The 15,527-nt window shown below is 38.5% G+C and carries 18 protein-coding genes and 1 other annotated feature; of the genes, 11 read left to right on the top strand and 7 right to left on the bottom strand.

From position 1 onward, the window contains the following. The first annotated feature begins 5 nt into the window (after window positions 1-5). On the top strand, window positions 6-425 hold the full coding sequence (locus tag ACFQ19_RS12000) for a hypothetical protein (RefSeq protein WP_379592364.1): 420 nt from the start codon (window positions 6-8) through the stop codon (window positions 423-425). 58 nt (window positions 426-483) lie between these two features. On the opposite strand, the gene ACFQ19_RS11995 is transcribed toward ACFQ19_RS12000, so the two are convergent. After that, a complete protein-coding gene (locus tag ACFQ19_RS11995) occupies window positions 484-747 on the bottom strand; it encodes a NifU N-terminal domain-containing protein (protein ID WP_379592362.1) in 264 nt (87 codons plus the stop codon). 97 nt (window positions 748-844) lie between these two features. Then, the gene (locus tag ACFQ19_RS11990) at window positions 845-1,687 is read right to left on the bottom strand and encodes a Cof-type HAD-IIB family hydrolase (RefSeq protein WP_379592360.1); all 843 of its coding nucleotides are present in this window, start codon (window positions 1,685-1,687) and stop codon (window positions 845-847) included. Window positions 1,688-1,839: 152 nt separating this feature from the next. On the opposite strand from ACFQ19_RS11990, the gene ACFQ19_RS11985 reads away from it, so the two are divergent. Both ACFQ19_RS11985 and ACFQ19_RS11980 read left to right on the top strand, forming a co-directional pair. Beyond that, window positions 1,840-2,604 (top strand): prolyl oligopeptidase family serine peptidase, encoded by a 765-nt coding sequence (locus ACFQ19_RS11985; protein WP_379592507.1) that lies wholly within the window; start codon window positions 1,840-1,842, stop codon window positions 2,602-2,604. 62 nt (window positions 2,605-2,666) lie between these two features. Beyond that, window positions 2,667-2,978 carry a metal-sulfur cluster assembly factor gene (locus tag ACFQ19_RS11980; protein ID WP_379592358.1) on the top strand — a complete coding sequence of 104 codons (312 nt, stop codon included), beginning with the start codon at window positions 2,667-2,669 and terminating at the stop codon, window positions 2,976-2,978. Window positions 2,979-3,095: 117 nt separating this feature from the next. Here ACFQ19_RS11980 and ACFQ19_RS11975 read toward each other — a convergent pair whose 3' ends face one another. Together ACFQ19_RS11975 and ACFQ19_RS11970 are read right to left on the bottom strand one after the other, a co-directional pair. Beyond that, complete coding sequence (locus tag ACFQ19_RS11975) at window positions 3,096-3,917, bottom strand: undecaprenyl-diphosphate phosphatase (protein ID WP_379592356.1); 822 nt, start codon at window positions 3,915-3,917, stop codon at window positions 3,096-3,098. 463 nt (window positions 3,918-4,380) lie between these two features. Next, on the bottom strand, window positions 4,381-4,557 hold the full coding sequence (locus tag ACFQ19_RS11970) for a DUF2929 family protein (RefSeq protein ID WP_379592354.1): 177 nt from the start codon (window positions 4,555-4,557) through the stop codon (window positions 4,381-4,383). Between the two features lie 202 nt (window positions 4,558-4,759). On the opposite strand from ACFQ19_RS11970, the gene ACFQ19_RS11965 reads away from it, so the two are divergent. The 6 genes from ACFQ19_RS11965 to ACFQ19_RS11940 all read left to right on the top strand — a co-directional run bounded on the left by ACFQ19_RS11965 (window position 4,760) and on the right by ACFQ19_RS11940 (window position 9,973). Next, window positions 4,760-5,362, top strand: a complete 603-nt coding sequence (locus ACFQ19_RS11965) for a hypothetical protein (RefSeq protein WP_379592352.1) — start codon at window positions 4,760-4,762, stop codon at window positions 5,360-5,362. A gap of 18 nt (window positions 5,363-5,380) precedes the next feature. Further along, on the top strand, window positions 5,381-6,337 hold the full coding sequence (locus ACFQ19_RS11960; protein ID WP_379592350.1) for a BMP family ABC transporter substrate-binding protein: 957 nt from the start codon (window positions 5,381-5,383) through the stop codon (window positions 6,335-6,337). A 182-nt stretch (window positions 6,338-6,519) separates the two neighbouring features. After that, on the top strand, window positions 6,520-7,458 hold the full coding sequence (locus ACFQ19_RS11955) for a beta-ketoacyl-ACP synthase III (protein WP_379592348.1): 939 nt from the start codon (window positions 6,520-6,522) through the stop codon (window positions 7,456-7,458). 26 nt (window positions 7,459-7,484) lie between these two features. Next, entirely contained in the window at window positions 7,485-8,729 is a 1,245-nt protein-coding gene (fabF, locus tag ACFQ19_RS11950; protein ID WP_379592505.1) for a beta-ketoacyl-ACP synthase II, read from the top strand. A gap of 126 nt (window positions 8,730-8,855) precedes the next feature. Next, on the top strand, window positions 8,856-9,062 hold the full coding sequence (locus ACFQ19_RS11945) for a hypothetical protein (RefSeq protein ID WP_379592346.1): 207 nt from the start codon (window positions 8,856-8,858) through the stop codon (window positions 9,060-9,062). A 149-nt stretch (window positions 9,063-9,211) separates the two neighbouring features. After that, window positions 9,212-9,973, top strand: coding sequence for a DUF3603 family protein (locus ACFQ19_RS11940; protein ID WP_379592344.1), 762 nt, complete (start codon window positions 9,212-9,214; stop codon window positions 9,971-9,973). Between the two features lie 48 nt (window positions 9,974-10,021). Here ACFQ19_RS11940 and trpS read toward each other — a convergent pair whose 3' ends face one another. Further along, window positions 10,022-11,011, bottom strand: coding sequence for a tryptophan--tRNA ligase (gene trpS, locus ACFQ19_RS11935; protein ID WP_379592342.1), 990 nt, complete (start codon window positions 11,009-11,011; stop codon window positions 10,022-10,024). A gap of 116 nt (window positions 11,012-11,127) precedes the next feature. Beyond that, window positions 11,128-11,299: a binding site (T-box leader), on the bottom strand. 221 nt (window positions 11,300-11,520) lie between these two features. Here trpS and ACFQ19_RS11930 point away from each other — a divergent pair. Beyond that, on the top strand, window positions 11,521-12,753 hold the full coding sequence (locus tag ACFQ19_RS11930; RefSeq protein WP_379592340.1) for a putative glycoside hydrolase: 1,233 nt from the start codon (window positions 11,521-11,523) through the stop codon (window positions 12,751-12,753). A gap of 139 nt (window positions 12,754-12,892) precedes the next feature. Next, a complete protein-coding gene (locus tag ACFQ19_RS11925; protein WP_379592338.1) occupies window positions 12,893-13,495 on the top strand; it encodes a GNAT family N-acetyltransferase in 603 nt (200 codons plus the stop codon). 54 nt (window positions 13,496-13,549) lie between these two features. Here the strand turns inward: ACFQ19_RS11925 and ACFQ19_RS11920 are convergent, their stop codons facing one another. Both ACFQ19_RS11920 and ACFQ19_RS11915 read right to left on the bottom strand, forming a co-directional pair. Then, window positions 13,550-14,920, bottom strand: a complete 1,371-nt coding sequence (locus tag ACFQ19_RS11920) for an ammonium transporter (protein WP_379592336.1) — start codon at window positions 14,918-14,920, stop codon at window positions 13,550-13,552. 18 nt (window positions 14,921-14,938) lie between these two features. Continuing rightward, window positions 14,939-15,280, bottom strand: coding sequence for a P-II family nitrogen regulator (locus ACFQ19_RS11915; protein ID WP_379592334.1), 342 nt, complete (start codon window positions 15,278-15,280; stop codon window positions 14,939-14,941). Window positions 15,281-15,527 lie beyond the last annotated feature (247 nt).

Below are 15,527 nucleotides of genomic sequence, written 5' to 3'. Positions count from 1 at the left end.
ATAGGATGAAACGTTGGTATGTTATGATTGCTGCAGTAATGTTGTTAGCAGGTTGCGGGAATAGGGAGGAAGAAGTAATTGAACCGTCTGCACCCGGTGAGAATGATGAAATAGCAAGCACAGTAATGTTCCAGGAAATTGATATTACAGCAGATGGAGAACAGTTCCATATTATTGGTCAAGTGCAGACAGACGCAGAGGCTTTCTTTTATCGAGTAGAGCAGGATGATGAGACGATTCAAGAGGAAGAAATGATTGAATTGGAAGAAGCAGAATCAGATTCTTTTCAACAATTTGAAATCATGGAGAGTTTCTCGGAAGAAACACTGAATCAAGAAGAGCCCCCAGTTGTTGTAATGTATGGAAAAGACGCGGATAATGAGGAAATAAATCCAAATTATGTACCGATAGATACAGAAGAATAAGGTTTGGAACTTGCTTTTAGACAGTAAAAAAAGAGGCCGGGATTCCCAGCCTCTTTTTTTAATAACCAAAATTCGCAAGTATTTCTTCTACTTTTGGATTGATATTTTCCCAATCCGCGTCAAAATGTTTATTTACTGTAATAAAATTTTGGTAACCAAAAACGTTATCAACGTCTTCCAATTTCATTAGTTCATTTAAAATTTCATGTTCACTTACATCACCGGGCATGACAGAAATACTGCTTGTGCCTGAAAAAATAACACTGTCTGCTGTATATTTCATCGCATTTGGATTCGGTGTCGGCGAAATATGTATTGCCATGTACTTACCTCCTCAAGTAATTGTTCGTAAGTTTATATTAACAGAAAATCAAAAAGAGATAAAGAAAGGAAAGTTGCAAATGGCAGCTTTCCAAAAATTATATAATAATATTTTTCTTATTCAGATTTAAATATTCTTCTAAAAACACGCCTATACCGTCTTCTTCATTCGACAGGGTCTGGTGTTTGGAAACGGAGATAAGTTCATCAATCGCATTTCCCATAGAAACGCCGACACCGGCATAATCAATCATCTCTAAGTCATTGTCTTCATCACCAAAAGCAATGATATTTTCTCTTGCTATATGGTATTCGTCCGCTATACGTTTCAGTCCGACTGCTTTGTTCATGCCTTTTTTAATGATTTCAATAATATTCCATGGCGCTCCCCATTTACGATGCTCGATTACCTCCGCGTGATAATCATTTAAATGTGCCCGTAATCGTTGTACTTGAGAGGCATCTGGATAGATAAGAACAGAAGTCGGATCATTTTTTAATTTCGACTTAATATTCCCGATAATATAGGGAGATTCCTCCGGGAAGCCTTGAAAGATCGACATTAAGTCCTCACTATATTGATCTAAATAAACCTGATCCTGTACCTCAGCTAATATATTATTTACTTTCACTTCGTTGGAAACATCAATAATCCGATGCGCGGTAGGCAGAGGCATCGGGGTATGAATCCCTTTCCAGCTGGTATCCAGAGGGTGATGTACAAAAGCTCCATTGAAGTTTACCATGGGCGTTTTTAACTGGAGTTCCTGATAGTATTGTATACTGGCGCGGCCGGGTCTGCCGGTAGCAATGACAACCACGTGCCCCTCTTCAATAGCCTGTGCGATTACTTGTTTATTCCGGTTACTTATTTTCTTGTCATCACTTAATAAGGTGCCATCCAAATCAAGTGCGATCAAATGTCTGTTTTTGTTTTCCATTCCTTCACCTCTCATCTAACTTTATCCTACCATGATTTGAGAATATGTAAAGTAAAGAAAAGTTAAATAAAAGCTGCTTTATTTGCGAAAAATATTACAAAAACTTTACAATAAAGGTAGTATGTAGCTAAGTGAAAGGAAGCGTGTCAAAGATGATAGGGATTTATCAGGAACCAATTAAGGGGATACCTTGTTTACATGTTATGGATCAAAAATATGATGGAGAAGCGCGGCCGACTGTTATCTATTTTCACGGTTTTACAAGCGCAAAAGAACAGAATTTGCCTATTGCTTATATGCTTGCTGAAAAAGGTTTTCGTGTGCTTTTGCCGGAAGCGCTGCATCATGGCGAGAGAAACGGCGGTTTGTCCGATGAAAAGCGGCAACTGGCTTTTTTTGAAATCGTATTAAAAAACATAAGTGAACTGGCTATCTTTCATCAGTATCTCTTGGATAATAATCTTTTAAAAGAAAACGCATTAGGTGTGGCCGGAACGAGTATGGGAGGTATAACCACAAGTGCTGCGCTTGTCAAATATCCTTGGGTGAATGCGGCAGCGGTTATGATGGGGACACCAAAACTGGAAATGTACGCTAAACAATTATTGCATTATGTGGAAAAGAATGGACAGTCTCCATTTACACGGGAAGACTTGGATCATTTATTCCAAAAGCTGACGGATATTGATTTATCTGCTCATATGGATTCGCTAAAAGAACGCCCGTTGATGTTCTGGCATGGTGAAAATGATAAAGTAGTGCCTTTTGAACAGTCCTATACTTTTTATCAGACAGTACAGTCATTTTATAAAAAGAAAGAAAACCTTCAATTTATTGGGGAAAAAGGCAGGGAACATAAAGTAAGTGTTCCAGCAATGCATTATGCTGCAGACTGGTTTGAGTGGCATCTGTTGTAAAATGATTTTATAACATGTTAAAGTATGGTTTAATAGAAGTAAGGGAAAGGAGGATAACGCACATGGATGAATCAATGAAAGAATATCTTATGGGAGCATTGGAAAATGTAATTGATCCAGAATTGGGTATTGATATTGTCAATCTTGGTTTAATATATGGTGTTGATTTGGATGAAGAAGGTATATGTGAAGTTACCATGACATTAACTGCGATGGGATGTCCGCTGTCTGCGCATATTGAAGCGGATATCAAACATGCTTTATCAGATATTCCAGAGGTAAAAGAAGTGAATGTCAATATTGTTTGGGATCCGCCTTGGGGTAAAGAGAATATGTCACGTTATGCGAAAATTGCCTTAGGCATTCCGGATTGATAAACTGAATTTCATGTTCTTTTTGACGCAGGAGTGTGACAACGGTTCTCCTTGCTAAATAAAAGAAGGCATCTGCATTATATTCATTTTGCAGATGCCTTCTTTTTATACAAAATATTATAGAAAAAGCAATACAAGAAGACCAACGACGACACAGTAGTATGCGAAATACTCTAATTTTCCGTGGCGCATGATATTCATAAACCATTTAAGGGCGAAGAAGCTGGCAATAAATGCGGTAATAAATGCCACCAGATAAGGCGCCCACAGCTGCCCAATTGCTGGATCCTGAGCGATTTCAGGGATTTCAAGAATACCCGTGCCAAGACTTACCGGAATATAAAGCAGGAAAGAAAAACGTAAAGCTGTTTCCTTTTTCATGCCGACAAGCATCGAAGCGACGATGGTAGCGCCGGATCTGCTTATCCCTGGTGTGACAGCTATGGATTGAACAAGACCGACAATCACAGCGTCTTTCGTGGAGAGGTCTCCATCTTGTTTGCGCCCTCTGAGGTTACGAATAATCCAAAGAAAAAGGGCGGTAATAAGTAATGTAATTCCAACTACATTTGTGCCGCTTAATGTTTCGCCAAGCACGTCTCCAAACAGCAAACCGATAAACCCTACTGGAATCGTTGCGATGACGAGATAAACAACAAACATAAAATCACTTTTGACGGTTTTATCCCCTTTGAATAAAAAATTCCACGTATTGACGATTAAACGCACAATATCTTTACGGTAAATTAGCATAACTGCTAACAGGGAAGCAAAGTTAACAAATATTTCAAAAGAAAGCCCTCTGGCTTCGATATTGAACAATTCCCTGATAATAATTAAGTGTCCGCTGGAGGATACCGGAATTGGTTCGGTTACTCCTTGAACGATACCAAGAATAAAATACTGGATCAATGTCCATAAATTACTTAAAGCATCCATTTTAAATACCTTCCTTTATTTTACTTTTCATTTCGAGCATGTCCTTTATATGTAAATATGCTGAAAAATACAGACATAGAACTTTTATTTTTGTACCCTACTTTCGCACTTAAGAATAAGCGTATAAACCTTGCTGTTTCAAGATAAACAGGCTCTCTATTATCATGCTTGCTTTGAGTTAAGTCATCCTTTTATTTTTTGAACAGGGTATGGTGTACAGCTTCCGCTCCGGCCAACCACTCCGCTTTCCGACGCGAAACGGTCCGCCGCAGCGGTATTCTTATACCTCACACCTCACCCTTCCCACATTTATCAACAGATAGATGGAAGAAACAACCAGCTCCTGTTCCTATGGAAAGGAAGTTACTTTTAAAATGCGTAAGTTGAGTATATAAATATCTTTACAGATTCCGCTGAAATATTGAAACCCCTTGCCGCATATACTAAGACAAGGGGTTTTTCCTTATTCGGTGTCTTCTTTCAATACGAAACCGGCTATAGCAAAAACAAATACAGAAAAGATGCCTGCTACAATGAGTGCATCACGAATAACAAACGGCTGCGCTCCCATACTTGTTAATACATAAGCAACGGCTAAAGCAATAACTACAGCCCAAAAAATAGTTCCAATAAAACGCATATGTCCACCTCGCTTTACTAACTTGTCTAAAAAACATCCTTTTCATATAATAACATTTTAACACGAAAAATCTTACCTTGCTTGAAAGAAATTAAAAAATCATGAATAAATCTTATCCGGAAGATGGCCATCTTTTTCGAAATAACCTTTGAGCAGAGACACAAACATTTGGAATAACTCGAAATAGAAGGGAGTGTTTTACTTGCATATATTGGTTATACCCCACAATCATTGGGCAGGCTATCATATTGTAACAAAGTTCTTGGAGGATGGTTGTTATGTTGATGGTATTCGTGATAAGCAAATTGATTCGGAATTAGAAGATTTTTTTGGACGAAACAGTCATTTTCAAGAAGTGGACCAGGTGAAAAAAGAGTATGATCTGGCAATAGTTATCAATCATACAGAAATAAAAGCGTTAGACCGGCATGCAAAGAAAATATTTCAGATTCAAACAAACCGTCAATTAAATGTGAAACTGAAAACGCCTCGTACAACAATCATTTATGCGCCATATCTGATTGGCGAGGGGATGGAAATGGATGAGAATGGATTGATTCTGGATGGCAGTACCCTGTCCTTTACAGATGAACAATGGAAAAAGAAGGCTCTATACATGAAAGATTTTTTAAGCGTATTTATGCAATGGATAACATTGACTGATTTGCCTGCCTTCATAGAGATTATTTCCATTAATGATAACGTAACAATCACAAAAGTTGAAAAAAAGCAGGTTCTACTGGAAAATAGAAGTATAGAAACAGTCATCAAAGCAATACAAACATTTAATAAGCTACTGCGATAACAGAATGGGTGTGCTAACGTGAAATATATCTACTATTCCCTAATCCTTTTCTCCCTGATTTGCACACTGTCTGCTTGTTCTTATTTTGAAGCAGATCAAATACAAAATGTCGGGTTTATAACGGATACAGAAATAGATAATAATCCTTGGACAGAACAAGGATATGAAGCAATGCAAGAAATCGGCGATTCCTACGATATTAATGTGTATTATGAGGAAAAGATAGAAACCATGCACCAAGTGCAAGAAACGGTTGATGAATTTGTAAATAATGGTGTTAACCTGATTTACGGTCATAGCAATATCTACGGAGAATATTTTATGTCGCTTGCTGAAAGTTATCCGGACGTCCAATTTGTATATGTAAATGGCGGTGAATCTGGTGAGAACGTAACCTCTTTAAATTTTAATGCGCATGCAATGGGTTTTTTTGCCGGTATGGTAGCAGGAAATATGACAGAAAGCAATGAAATAGGAGTTATTTCGGCTTATTATTGGCAGCCGGAAGTAGAAGGTTTTTTTGAAGGTGTAAATTATGTAAATCAAGAAGCAGAGATTACGTTGGATTACTTAAATGACTGGAATGATACGGAACTAGCTTTGGATAATTATACAAAGATGAAAGAGCAAAATGTAGATGTTTTTTATCCGACTGGAGATGCTTTTAGTGAAAGTATCCTGCAAGAGGCTGAACAAGATGACCTTTATGCTATCGGTTATATGACTGACCAGCGAGAAGTTGCTCCTAATGCTGTTTTAACCAGCACAATTCAGCATATTGGTGAACTATACCAATTGGTAGCAGATAATTTTAATCAGCAGGAATTAGAAGGGAAAATCTACACCTATGATTTCAATGATGAATTTATTTCTTTAGGTGAATTTCATCCTTCTGTCCCCGATGATGTACAAATGCAGGTGGAAGATGATATTGAGGCATATATGGAAACAGGTTTGTTACCGAATGAATATTGATGCAGGTTTGAGATGCTGTTTAGATAAACTCATACGGAGAGGACCGTAATATGATGAAATGGGTAGCAACGTTTGTATACTCCATGAAAATTGTAACTTGCTATCCCATGCATTTTACCTTAAAATTAGTACCAAGTCATAATGTTTGATATTAATGTTATACAGAAGAGGAGTGCGGTTAGATGAGTATCGGTATTATAGGAACCGGCCATTATTTACCTACAAATGTAGTTACCAACCATGATTTGGAGAAAATCGTGGATACGAATGATGAGTGGATACGAACCAGAACAGGAATCCATGAAAGAAGGTTAGCTACAGATGATATTGATACTTCAGATATGGCATATGAAGCATCCGTAGAAGCATTAAAAGAAGCGGATGTTCCTGCAGCAGATATTGATTTAATTTTAGTAGCAACGGTAACACCAGATACAGCTTTTCCATCCATTGCCTGCCTGATTCAAGAACGATTGGGCGCTGTAAATGCTGCTGCAATGGATGTCGGTGCAGCCTGTGCCGGGTTTATGTATGGAGTCATTACAGCAAATCAATTTGTGGCTGCCGGTGCATACAAAAAAGTACTTGTAGTCGGGGCTGAGAAGCTGTCGAAAATAACGGATTGGACAGACCGTTCCACCTGTGTTTTATTTGGTGACGGTGCCGGAGCAGCTGTTATCGGGGAAGTATCTGAAGGAAAAGGGATACTATCCTTTGAACTAGGTGCAAATGGTGCTGGCGGGAAGGAACTTTATTTAAATAAAGAAGACCATATTGTTATGAATGGAAGAGAAGTGTTTAAATTTGCGGTACGGCAAATGCCGGAGTCTACTATTCATGTTGTTGAGAAAGTAGGATTGTCCCGTGAAGATGTGGATTATCTTGTTCCGCATCAGGCAAATATCCGGATTATGGAGGCTGCCAGAGAGCGTTTAGGTATTTCCGAAGACAAAATGGCAAAATCGATTGAGCGTTTTGGAAATAATTCTTCTGCTTCGATACCTATGGCTTTGTCTGAAGCAGTAAAAGAAGGTAAAATAAAAGATAATGATTTAATCGTATTAGTTGGATTTGGAGGAGGCTTAACCTGGGGAGCTGTTGCTTTGCGCTGGGGAAGCTGATTCTTATTTAATTAAGGAGGATAACAATCGTGGAAAAAAGAGTTGTAATAACAGGACTAGGAGCTATCACTCCCGTCGGCAATGATGTTGCTGCAATGTGGGAGAGTATACGTAATGGAAAATCGGGTATTGACTTTGTAACAAAGGTAGATAAAGAGTTATTTACGGCGAAAGCAGCTGCTGAGGTGAAGGATTTTGATCCAAGCGACTATATGGACAAGAAAGATGCTCGTAAAATGGATCCATTTACGCAATTTGCAGTTGCAGCTGCCCAAATGGCAGTTGATGATGCAAAATTAGAAATAACAGAGGAAAATGCAAGCCGTGTTGGTGTCTGGATTGGCTCTGGTATTGGCGGAATGAAAACGTGGGAGGACCAGCATTCTAAATTTTTAGAGAAGGGTCCAAAGCGTGTCAGCCCTTTCTTTGTACCAATGATGATTCCGGACATGGCTGCTGGCCAAGTATCCATTCAATTAGGAGCAAAAGGGATTAACTCTTGTACAGTGACAGCCTGCTCTTCTGGCGCAAACTCCATTGGAGATGCATTCAAAGCAATTCAACGAGGAGATGCTGATGCCATGATTACAGGCGGTACGGAAGCGCCAATCAGTAATATGGCATTTGCCGGATTCTCTTCAGCGAAAGCGTTAAGTACAACAGAGGATCCGAAAAAAGCAAGCCGCCCATTTGATAAAGAAAGAAATGGTTTTGTCATGGGAGAAGGCTCTGGTATTCTGATTTTAGAATCGCTTGAATCGGCCCTAGAACGCGGTGCAAACATTTATGCAGAGATTGCCGGTTATGGAGCAACAGGGGATGCATATCATATTACAGCACCTGCTGAAAATGGGGAAGGCGCCGCGCGTGCGATGCAAGAAGCAATAAAGGATTCGAAACTGCAATCCAATGATATTGATTATGTGAATGCGCACGGGACAAGCACGGATTTAAATGATAAATTTGAGACCCAGGCGATTAAAGATGTTTTTGGTGAGCAAAAAACATCCAGCCTTGCTATTTCTTCAACAAAATCAATGACAGGTCATTTATTGGGAGCTGCAGGGGCAGTTGAAGCAATTATTTCCATTAAAGCAATTATTGATGGTATTGTCCCTCCAACAGTGAATTACGAATATCCAGATCCTGAATGTGATTTAGATTATGTTCCTAACGAAGCCAGAGAACAGAAAGTGAATGCAGTCTTAAGTAATTCCTTAGGTTTTGGCGGACATAATGTAGCACTCGTATTTAAAAAATATGAAGCTTAAAGGTGGAAAGCTTATCTCTTATAGAAGAGGTAGGCTTTTTCTTTTATGTAAGTCATAAAAATTTGTATTTTCTAAGGGACAAGCACATAGAATGATATTAATCGGACAAGCAAGCGAGGCGAGGCGATGGGTTCTTTCTTTTTATTTCTAGTCGGATTCGGAATGACAGTTACAGGAAGCGTTACCGTGATAGCTTATTTTAATTTTCTCCCTGCCGGATTAACATGGACTGATTATTTTGTGTTTATAGCAGGACGCTTGGAATGTTACTTTCTTCCTTTAGGCTTATTCCTGTTATTGATTTCACTCCGTCATTTTAACGTAGAAAAATAAGTGTTTTCGCATAAAAATATGTGAGATGGTCATAATGTATTTTAACCTTCAAGTTCAAAGAGAATAAACGTCTACAGTATGTTATGGCTGGAAAGCATTCTTTTTTGAACGAAGAGATTTAAAATGGCAGATAAGGTGGGGTTAGGGAAATGTTATATTTACATGATGCATGGGTAAATTGGTTTGAAGGGGAAGAAAATGGATATAATGTCTGCCCCTTTCATGAATGGAGAAAATCTGATTCTATTGAATTGTTGGATCAAGTGCCACTATTGTACATATCGAGTGAGCTTTTTGAATATATCGAAAACGATATTCTTGAACTTCCAAAAGATCTACTCGATTCGATTTACAAAAGAGCAACAATACGAAAAGGACAAAAAAGAACGGTGTTGGAGTATGCCGCTGTGATAACAGACGGGATGGAAATTCTCGCTTTTGATACGGCAGGATATTATATTCCAGTGAGAAAAAGCAGATTAATTCCCAGACAAGAGCAATTAGTATATAGCATGATTGAAAAAGCAGAACAAAAAACATACGATTTGCAATATGAGAACTATCAAAAAGAATATCATATGCTTTCTATGCCGCCGTCTTTTGTTTATGGGCTGACAAGAAGAGAACGCCAGCTTAAACAACTTCTAATGATTGGTTTAGATCAGTTAAAGACAACGAATGATAAACAAGAATTACGATACTGGCTTACTGAATGGAATCCAAAAAAATATCCGTCTATTAAATATATGGATGAAGAGGAAGTTTGGGAAGCGCTGTATACGGCTTTGAAAAATGGCTGGAGTCAGGCGCATGAAGAGCTCTGCAGGAAATTAATCCGCGGGCAGGATTTCTTGGAAAGAATGTGGGAAGCTGAAATGGAATCTGAAGAAAATACATCGAAGCAAAACTAAACTATGAAATCCTGGGAAGTGCAAACTTATACACTCCCCGGGATTTATTTATTTTCTGACTCTGCCTAATCCTACAGCTTTTTTCGCTTTTTTTAATGTTTTACCTGCAGTAAAGGAAGCTTTGTCTGCTCCTTTATCCAGGATAACATCTAATTCTTCAGAGTCGATTAATTCGTTATACTTCTCTTGAATTGGTACTAAAACATTGATAACAGCATCCGCTGTGCCTTGTTTAAAGTCACCATATCCCTTACCTGCATATTTTTCTTCGATACTTTCAATGGATTCCCCGGTACAAACGGAATAAATTGTTAATAAATTCGAAACGCCCGGTTTATTTTCTTTATCAAATTGTACAATGCCTTCTGAATCTGTCACGGCACTTTTGATTTTTTTCTCGATTTGCTTTGGCTCATCCAGCATAGAGATATATCCCTTTTGATTTGTATCTGATTTACTCATTTTTTTCGTTGGATCTTGCAAGGACATAATACGTGCACCAACTTTAGGAATACGGATTTCCGGGATGGTAAAAATGTCGTTGAAGCGGTGATTAAAACGCTGTGCTAAGTTACGAGTCAGCTCCAAATGTTGCTTCTGATCATCTCCAACCGGAACAACATTTGTATTATACAATAGTATATCAGCTGCCATCAGAGATGGATAAGTCAGCAAAGCAGAAGAAACAGCTTCTTTCCCTTGTGATTTATCCTTATATTGTGTCATCCTTTCTAATTCGCCCACATAGCTGATGGACTGCAGAATCCAAGCCAGTTGAACATGCTCCGTAACCTCGGATTGGATAAAAAGGGTGACTTTATTCGGGTCAATTCCTGAAGCCAAATAAAGTGCAGCTAATGATTTAATATTTTTTCTTAATGCCAATCTGTCTTGCGGAACAGTTATAGCGTGTTCATCTACAATACAGAAGTAACAATCGTACTCATCCTGTAACTCGACAAATTGTTGTAGTGCGCCTAAATAATTTCCCAGAGTCAAAGTACCGCTGGGCTGAATTCCTGAAAAAATGGTTTGCAAAGTCTTCACCTCATTTATTTATTATAAGTAAAAATAGTGTCACCTGAGAAGGTTTCGTCATCAAGGGGGAAGGTTGAATTATTTCCCAGGCAATAAAAAAGCCCACTCATCCCTAAATTAGGGACGAATGAACCGTGTTGCCACCCTGATTATTCTATAAAATAGAATCACTTCATTGTTAAAAAGCTCCAAAGCCCAATTCCATCTTCCCTTGATACTTGTTTCCAGCACCACAAGCTCTCTGCAATCAGCGGAAAAAATGTACTTTATCTTCTTCTATGCTTTTGGTATTAAATTAAGTTTATTATAAGTTTATTTTTGCCAAATTGCAAGGGAACTTATACATGAGAAATCAAGATAATCCCTGCCTTTTTTTCCTGAATCATTTAAGCAGCCTTCCATCATAACAAAATAAAACTTTTTTCCTCTTTTTTCGATTTTTCCTTTTAAAAACGCTCAAAATTCCTTTATAATAGTAAGAAAATATATACATATGGGAGATTGATTGGATGAGGAAATGGAAGAGCTTGGTGATGACTTGTGCTGTTGCTGGTGCAGCATTTGTCGGTATGGGGCAAGCAGAAGAAGTTCGTGCAGAAGATGGCGCAGACGTAACAGCAACATCTCATAAAGAGCGGACCACCAGTTTAGAAGAAATAGATACATCTCAGCAGTTAAGCCGATTTCTCATTACATCAGATTATGACTTTACATATCCAGATGCAGTCCGGGGTCTGTATGTTACTGGCCATTCAGCTGGAGGAGAAAAGTTTGATGGTTTGATAGATTTAATATCTTCTACGTCGCTAAACTCCATGGTCATTGACGTGAAAGAAGATTACGGGAATATCACATATGCTCCGGAAGAAGGTTCGGTTTATGAAGATATCGGAACAACATATATTTCCGATCCGGAAGCGATGATGGAGCGTTTGGAACAGGAAGAAATTTATCCGATTGCACGTATCGTTGTGTTTAAAGATAGTATATTAGCTGAAGAGCGTCCCGATTTATCCTTTCAAGAAAACGGAGAAGTTTGGACAAATGGCGGGGGAGATGCTTTCGTTAACCCATTTGAGAAAGAAGTATGGGATTATAATGTAGAAATTGCTAAAATGGCAGCAGAAATGGGCTTTAAAGAAATTCAATTTGATTATGTCCGTTTTCCGGAAGGCTTTGAAACAAGAGACGAAGATTTGGAATATACAATGGGAGATTATGCAGACTTAGACATGGATAATACGCAAAAACGTGTTGAAGCGGTAACTGATTTTGTTAGTTATGCCCGGGAAGAACTGAGTAATTATGATGTAGATGTTTCCGTGGACATTTTCGGATATGCAGCCACGATCGAGGAAACACCTGGAATTGGTCAAAACTTCTCGAAAATCTCGGAGAACGTGGATATTATTTCATCTATGATTTATCCAAGCCATTGGGGTCCTTACTTCGGACTTGATAATCCGGATGAAGAACCGTATGCTCTTGTTGATGAATATTCTCAAGTGGAAAATGACGTATTAGGCGACTTGGATGAACCGCCGCTGTCCAGGCCGTGGCTGCAGGATTTCAGTGCTCCATGGTTATATAGCGGATCAACATTTGAATATGGGCAAGCCGAAGTAGAAGCACAAATTGAAGCCTTATATGAAAATGGCATCGACGAATTTTTACTGTGGAATGCTAATAATACGTATACAGAAGGTGTCGATTATTTAAAAGGAAAAGAAGAAGAGGAGTAAACACAAAAGCCGCAGAGGATTCTGCGGCTTTTGTGTTTGTTATTTTTGTATCTGGCAGTTACTTCATCCAGTTGTGATTTCACAATTAAAATATAATCGGTTATAATAAAACTCAATAATCGAAAAAGGAGCAACTTGTATGAACTGGTATGAAAAGCTGAACGATTATTTTCCGGTAGAAGAAATGAAATCTAAACAGCATATGGAGCTTTTACTGGCAGAAAAGAGCGATGTTTATTTTAAAGATGAGAGCCCGAAGCATGTATTGATGTATGCAGAATTTGATACGTTTATTTTTATTGACTATCTCTGGGTCTCTGCAAATACAAGAGGGCAGGGGATTGGTCATCAGCTGATGGACAAGCTGAAAGAAAAAGGCAAGGCGATTATACTGGAAGTAGAACCAGTTAAATATGAAGATACAGACTCTAAGAAGAGATTAAAATTTTATTCGCGTGAAGGTTTTCATCATGCAACGTCAATTGGATATAACCGCAAATCGCTGGCAACGGATGAAGAAACGCCTATGGAGATTTTATACTGGTCGCCAGAAAATGATTCCGAAGAAGTCATTTACAGTCAAATGAAAAAGATGTATGAAGATATTCATACATACAAAGACAAAGAAATCTACGGAAAAAAATATCAGCCTTCTGAAGAAGTATTACATTATAATGAAGATAAAAAGGCAGATAATCTGTTAGCTGGAGTAGAGGAAAAAGAAACAGAAGATAACAAGTAATGGAAGAAAGAACAGACTGCAGAGGATTGTTTTGATCTCTGCAGTCTGTTCTTTTTAAGAAGATTTGGCTGAAGGCTGGCCGGATGTACCCTGATTCAAACGATCCGCAAGTCCAACAGGTGCTTTTAAGGTTGTTGTTCCTTCCATCAAATTGTCTTTAAAATGGTATGCACTGGATCCATGTTCTGTAAAATCCAACCCGGCTTCCTCTTCTTCCGCAGATACACGGATTGGTGAAATTTTATTTAATACGTAAGCAAAACCTCCTGCTGTGATAGAAACCCAAATCATTACTGATAAAACACCGGTTGCTTGAATCCCTAGCTGGGTAACCCCATTGCCGTAAAATAACCCTGTATCCATAGAGAAAAATCCGATAGCCAAAGTACCCCAAATTCCACAAACTCCATGTACGGCAATAGCTCCCACTGGATCATCGATACGTAATTTAGTATCGATAAATCGGATGGCTTCGACTAATAAAATCCCGGAGACCAAGCCGATAATAATAGACCCGCCTAATGAAATTTCTGCCGCTCCGGCAGTGATACCGACCAAACCTCCTAAAACACCGTTCATGGATAATGATGCATCCATTTTTTTAAAACGCAGCTTTGTATAGAATGAAGAAGATATGAGTGCTGCGGATGTTGATAAAAGTGTTGTACCAATAACATATGGCACCAGGGACGGGTCGGCAGCTAGAGTACTTCCGCCGTTAAATACGAACCAGCCCAGCCAAAGTATAAAAATACCAAGAGCTCCTAAAGGTAAATTATGTCCTGGAATAACATTTACGTTCTTGCCACTGTATTTTCCAATTCTTGGACCAAGAACGAGTGTCACTACTAATGCCCCTGTTGCTCCGGTTAAGTGAACAACTGTAGAACCTGCAAAATCACTGAATCCCAAAGTTGTTAACCATCCATTATCCTGCCAAATCCAATGACCGACGACGGGATAAATAAATGCAGTCATCGCGACAACGATAAGTATATAACTTCCTAATTTAATGCGTTCTGCAACAGCTCCAGAAATAATGGTAGCGCATGTTGCCACAAACATCGCCTGGAATACAAAAAATCCAATATCTTCTACACCATTTAAGAAAAAACCGTTCGTTCCAATAATAGAACCGGTAGAAGAACCAAACATAATACCGTATCCGGCTATAAAAAATAGTAAAGCAGCTGTGCAGATAGTTAAAAAGTTCTTCATTAATATATTTAATGTATTTTTCGAACGCGTAAAACCTGATTCGACCATGGCAAAACCTGCATGCATAAAGAAAACTAAAATGGCTCCTAACATGACCCAAACAAGATTAATCGATAATTCCAAGGATTCGGGTGTCGGTGCTTGGGCGTATACGGGTGTAGTACATAAAAATAATAGGACTGTGAATAACAAAGCCTTTTTGAACATATGGTTTCCTCCTTCTTTTTAATAAATTGCTTTTGTTCCACTCTCACCGGTTCTTATCCGAATGACCTGCTCGACAGGCGAAATAAAAATTTTCCCATCTCCAATTTGTTCTGTTTTACAAGCATCCATAATATGGCCGACAATCTCATCTGCTCTGTCTTCCGATACAATTAATTCTATTTTCAGTTTGGAAAGTAAGGTCACCTCAAATGCGGTGGAACGATAAACTCCCACTTTGCCTTTTTGTTTCCCTGTCCCGGCAACTTCTGTCACTGTCAGCCCATCAAAGCCGATTGCGGACAATTTTTGCCGTAAGTCCTGAAATTTTTCCGGTCGTATGATTGCTTCCACCTTTTTCAATAAATGCATCCTCCTTCTTTATGTCAGAAAACCTAACATAATAAGTTATGTTATTTATCATAATGGTATCTTGTTTCAATTGCAAGACTTTTATAAAAATATTTTTATAAGAACGTTTTCAAAAGTTACTATTCACAGCCAACTTATTTGGCTTCATCAGAGCTCCTCATCAAAATCAACTAAATTTAGAGGATAATGACCGCTACGGAAAAACATTCCGCTTTCCATGGGGACGGCTTCAGCTAAC

The sequence above is a fragment of the Oceanobacillus locisalsi genome, assembly GCF_042675985.1.
Classification (GTDB): domain Bacteria; phylum Bacillota; class Bacilli; order Bacillales; family Amphibacillaceae; genus Oceanobacillus; species Oceanobacillus locisalsi.
The sequence above is the reverse complement of the archived record's forward strand: the minus strand, read 5'-3'. Positions and strand labels throughout refer to the sequence as shown.

Excerpts from the sequence above, each read along its gene's own strand:
- ACFQ19_RS11955 (WP_379592348.1), top strand. The coding sequence starts at position 6,520 with ATGAGTATCGGTATTATAGGAACCGGCCATTATTTACCTACAAATGTA.
- ACFQ19_RS12000 (WP_379592364.1), top strand. The coding sequence starts at position 6 with ATGAAACGTTGGTATGTTATGATTGCTGCAGTAATGTTGTTAGCAGGT.
- ACFQ19_RS11940 (WP_379592344.1), top strand. The coding sequence starts at position 9,212 with ATGTTATATTTACATGATGCATGGGTAAATTGGTTTGAAGGGGAAGAA.
- ACFQ19_RS11995 (WP_379592362.1), bottom strand. The coding sequence starts at position 747 with ATGGCAATACATATTTCGCCGACACCGAATCCAAATGCGATGAAATAT.
- ACFQ19_RS11930 (WP_379592340.1), top strand. The coding sequence starts at position 11,521 with ATGAGGAAATGGAAGAGCTTGGTGATGACTTGTGCTGTTGCTGGTGCA.
- ACFQ19_RS11945 (WP_379592346.1), top strand. The coding sequence starts at position 8,856 with ATGGGTTCTTTCTTTTTATTTCTAGTCGGATTCGGAATGACAGTTACA.
- ACFQ19_RS11970 (WP_379592354.1), bottom strand. The coding sequence starts at position 4,557 with ATGCGTTTTATTGGAACTATTTTTTGGGCTGTAGTTATTGCTTTAGCC.
- ACFQ19_RS11980 (WP_379592358.1), top strand. The coding sequence starts at position 2,667 with ATGGATGAATCAATGAAAGAATATCTTATGGGAGCATTGGAAAATGTA.
- ACFQ19_RS11925 (WP_379592338.1), top strand. The coding sequence starts at position 12,893 with ATGAACTGGTATGAAAAGCTGAACGATTATTTTCCGGTAGAAGAAATG.
- ACFQ19_RS11985 (WP_379592507.1), top strand. The coding sequence starts at position 1,840 with ATGATAGGGATTTATCAGGAACCAATTAAGGGGATACCTTGTTTACAT.
- ACFQ19_RS11920 (WP_379592336.1), bottom strand. The coding sequence starts at position 14,920 with ATGTTCAAAAAGGCTTTGTTATTCACAGTCCTATTATTTTTATGTACT.
- ACFQ19_RS11975 (WP_379592356.1), bottom strand. The coding sequence starts at position 3,917 with ATGGATGCTTTAAGTAATTTATGGACATTGATCCAGTATTTTATTCTT.
- ACFQ19_RS11990 (WP_379592360.1), bottom strand. The coding sequence starts at position 1,687 with ATGGAAAACAAAAACAGACATTTGATCGCACTTGATTTGGATGGCACC.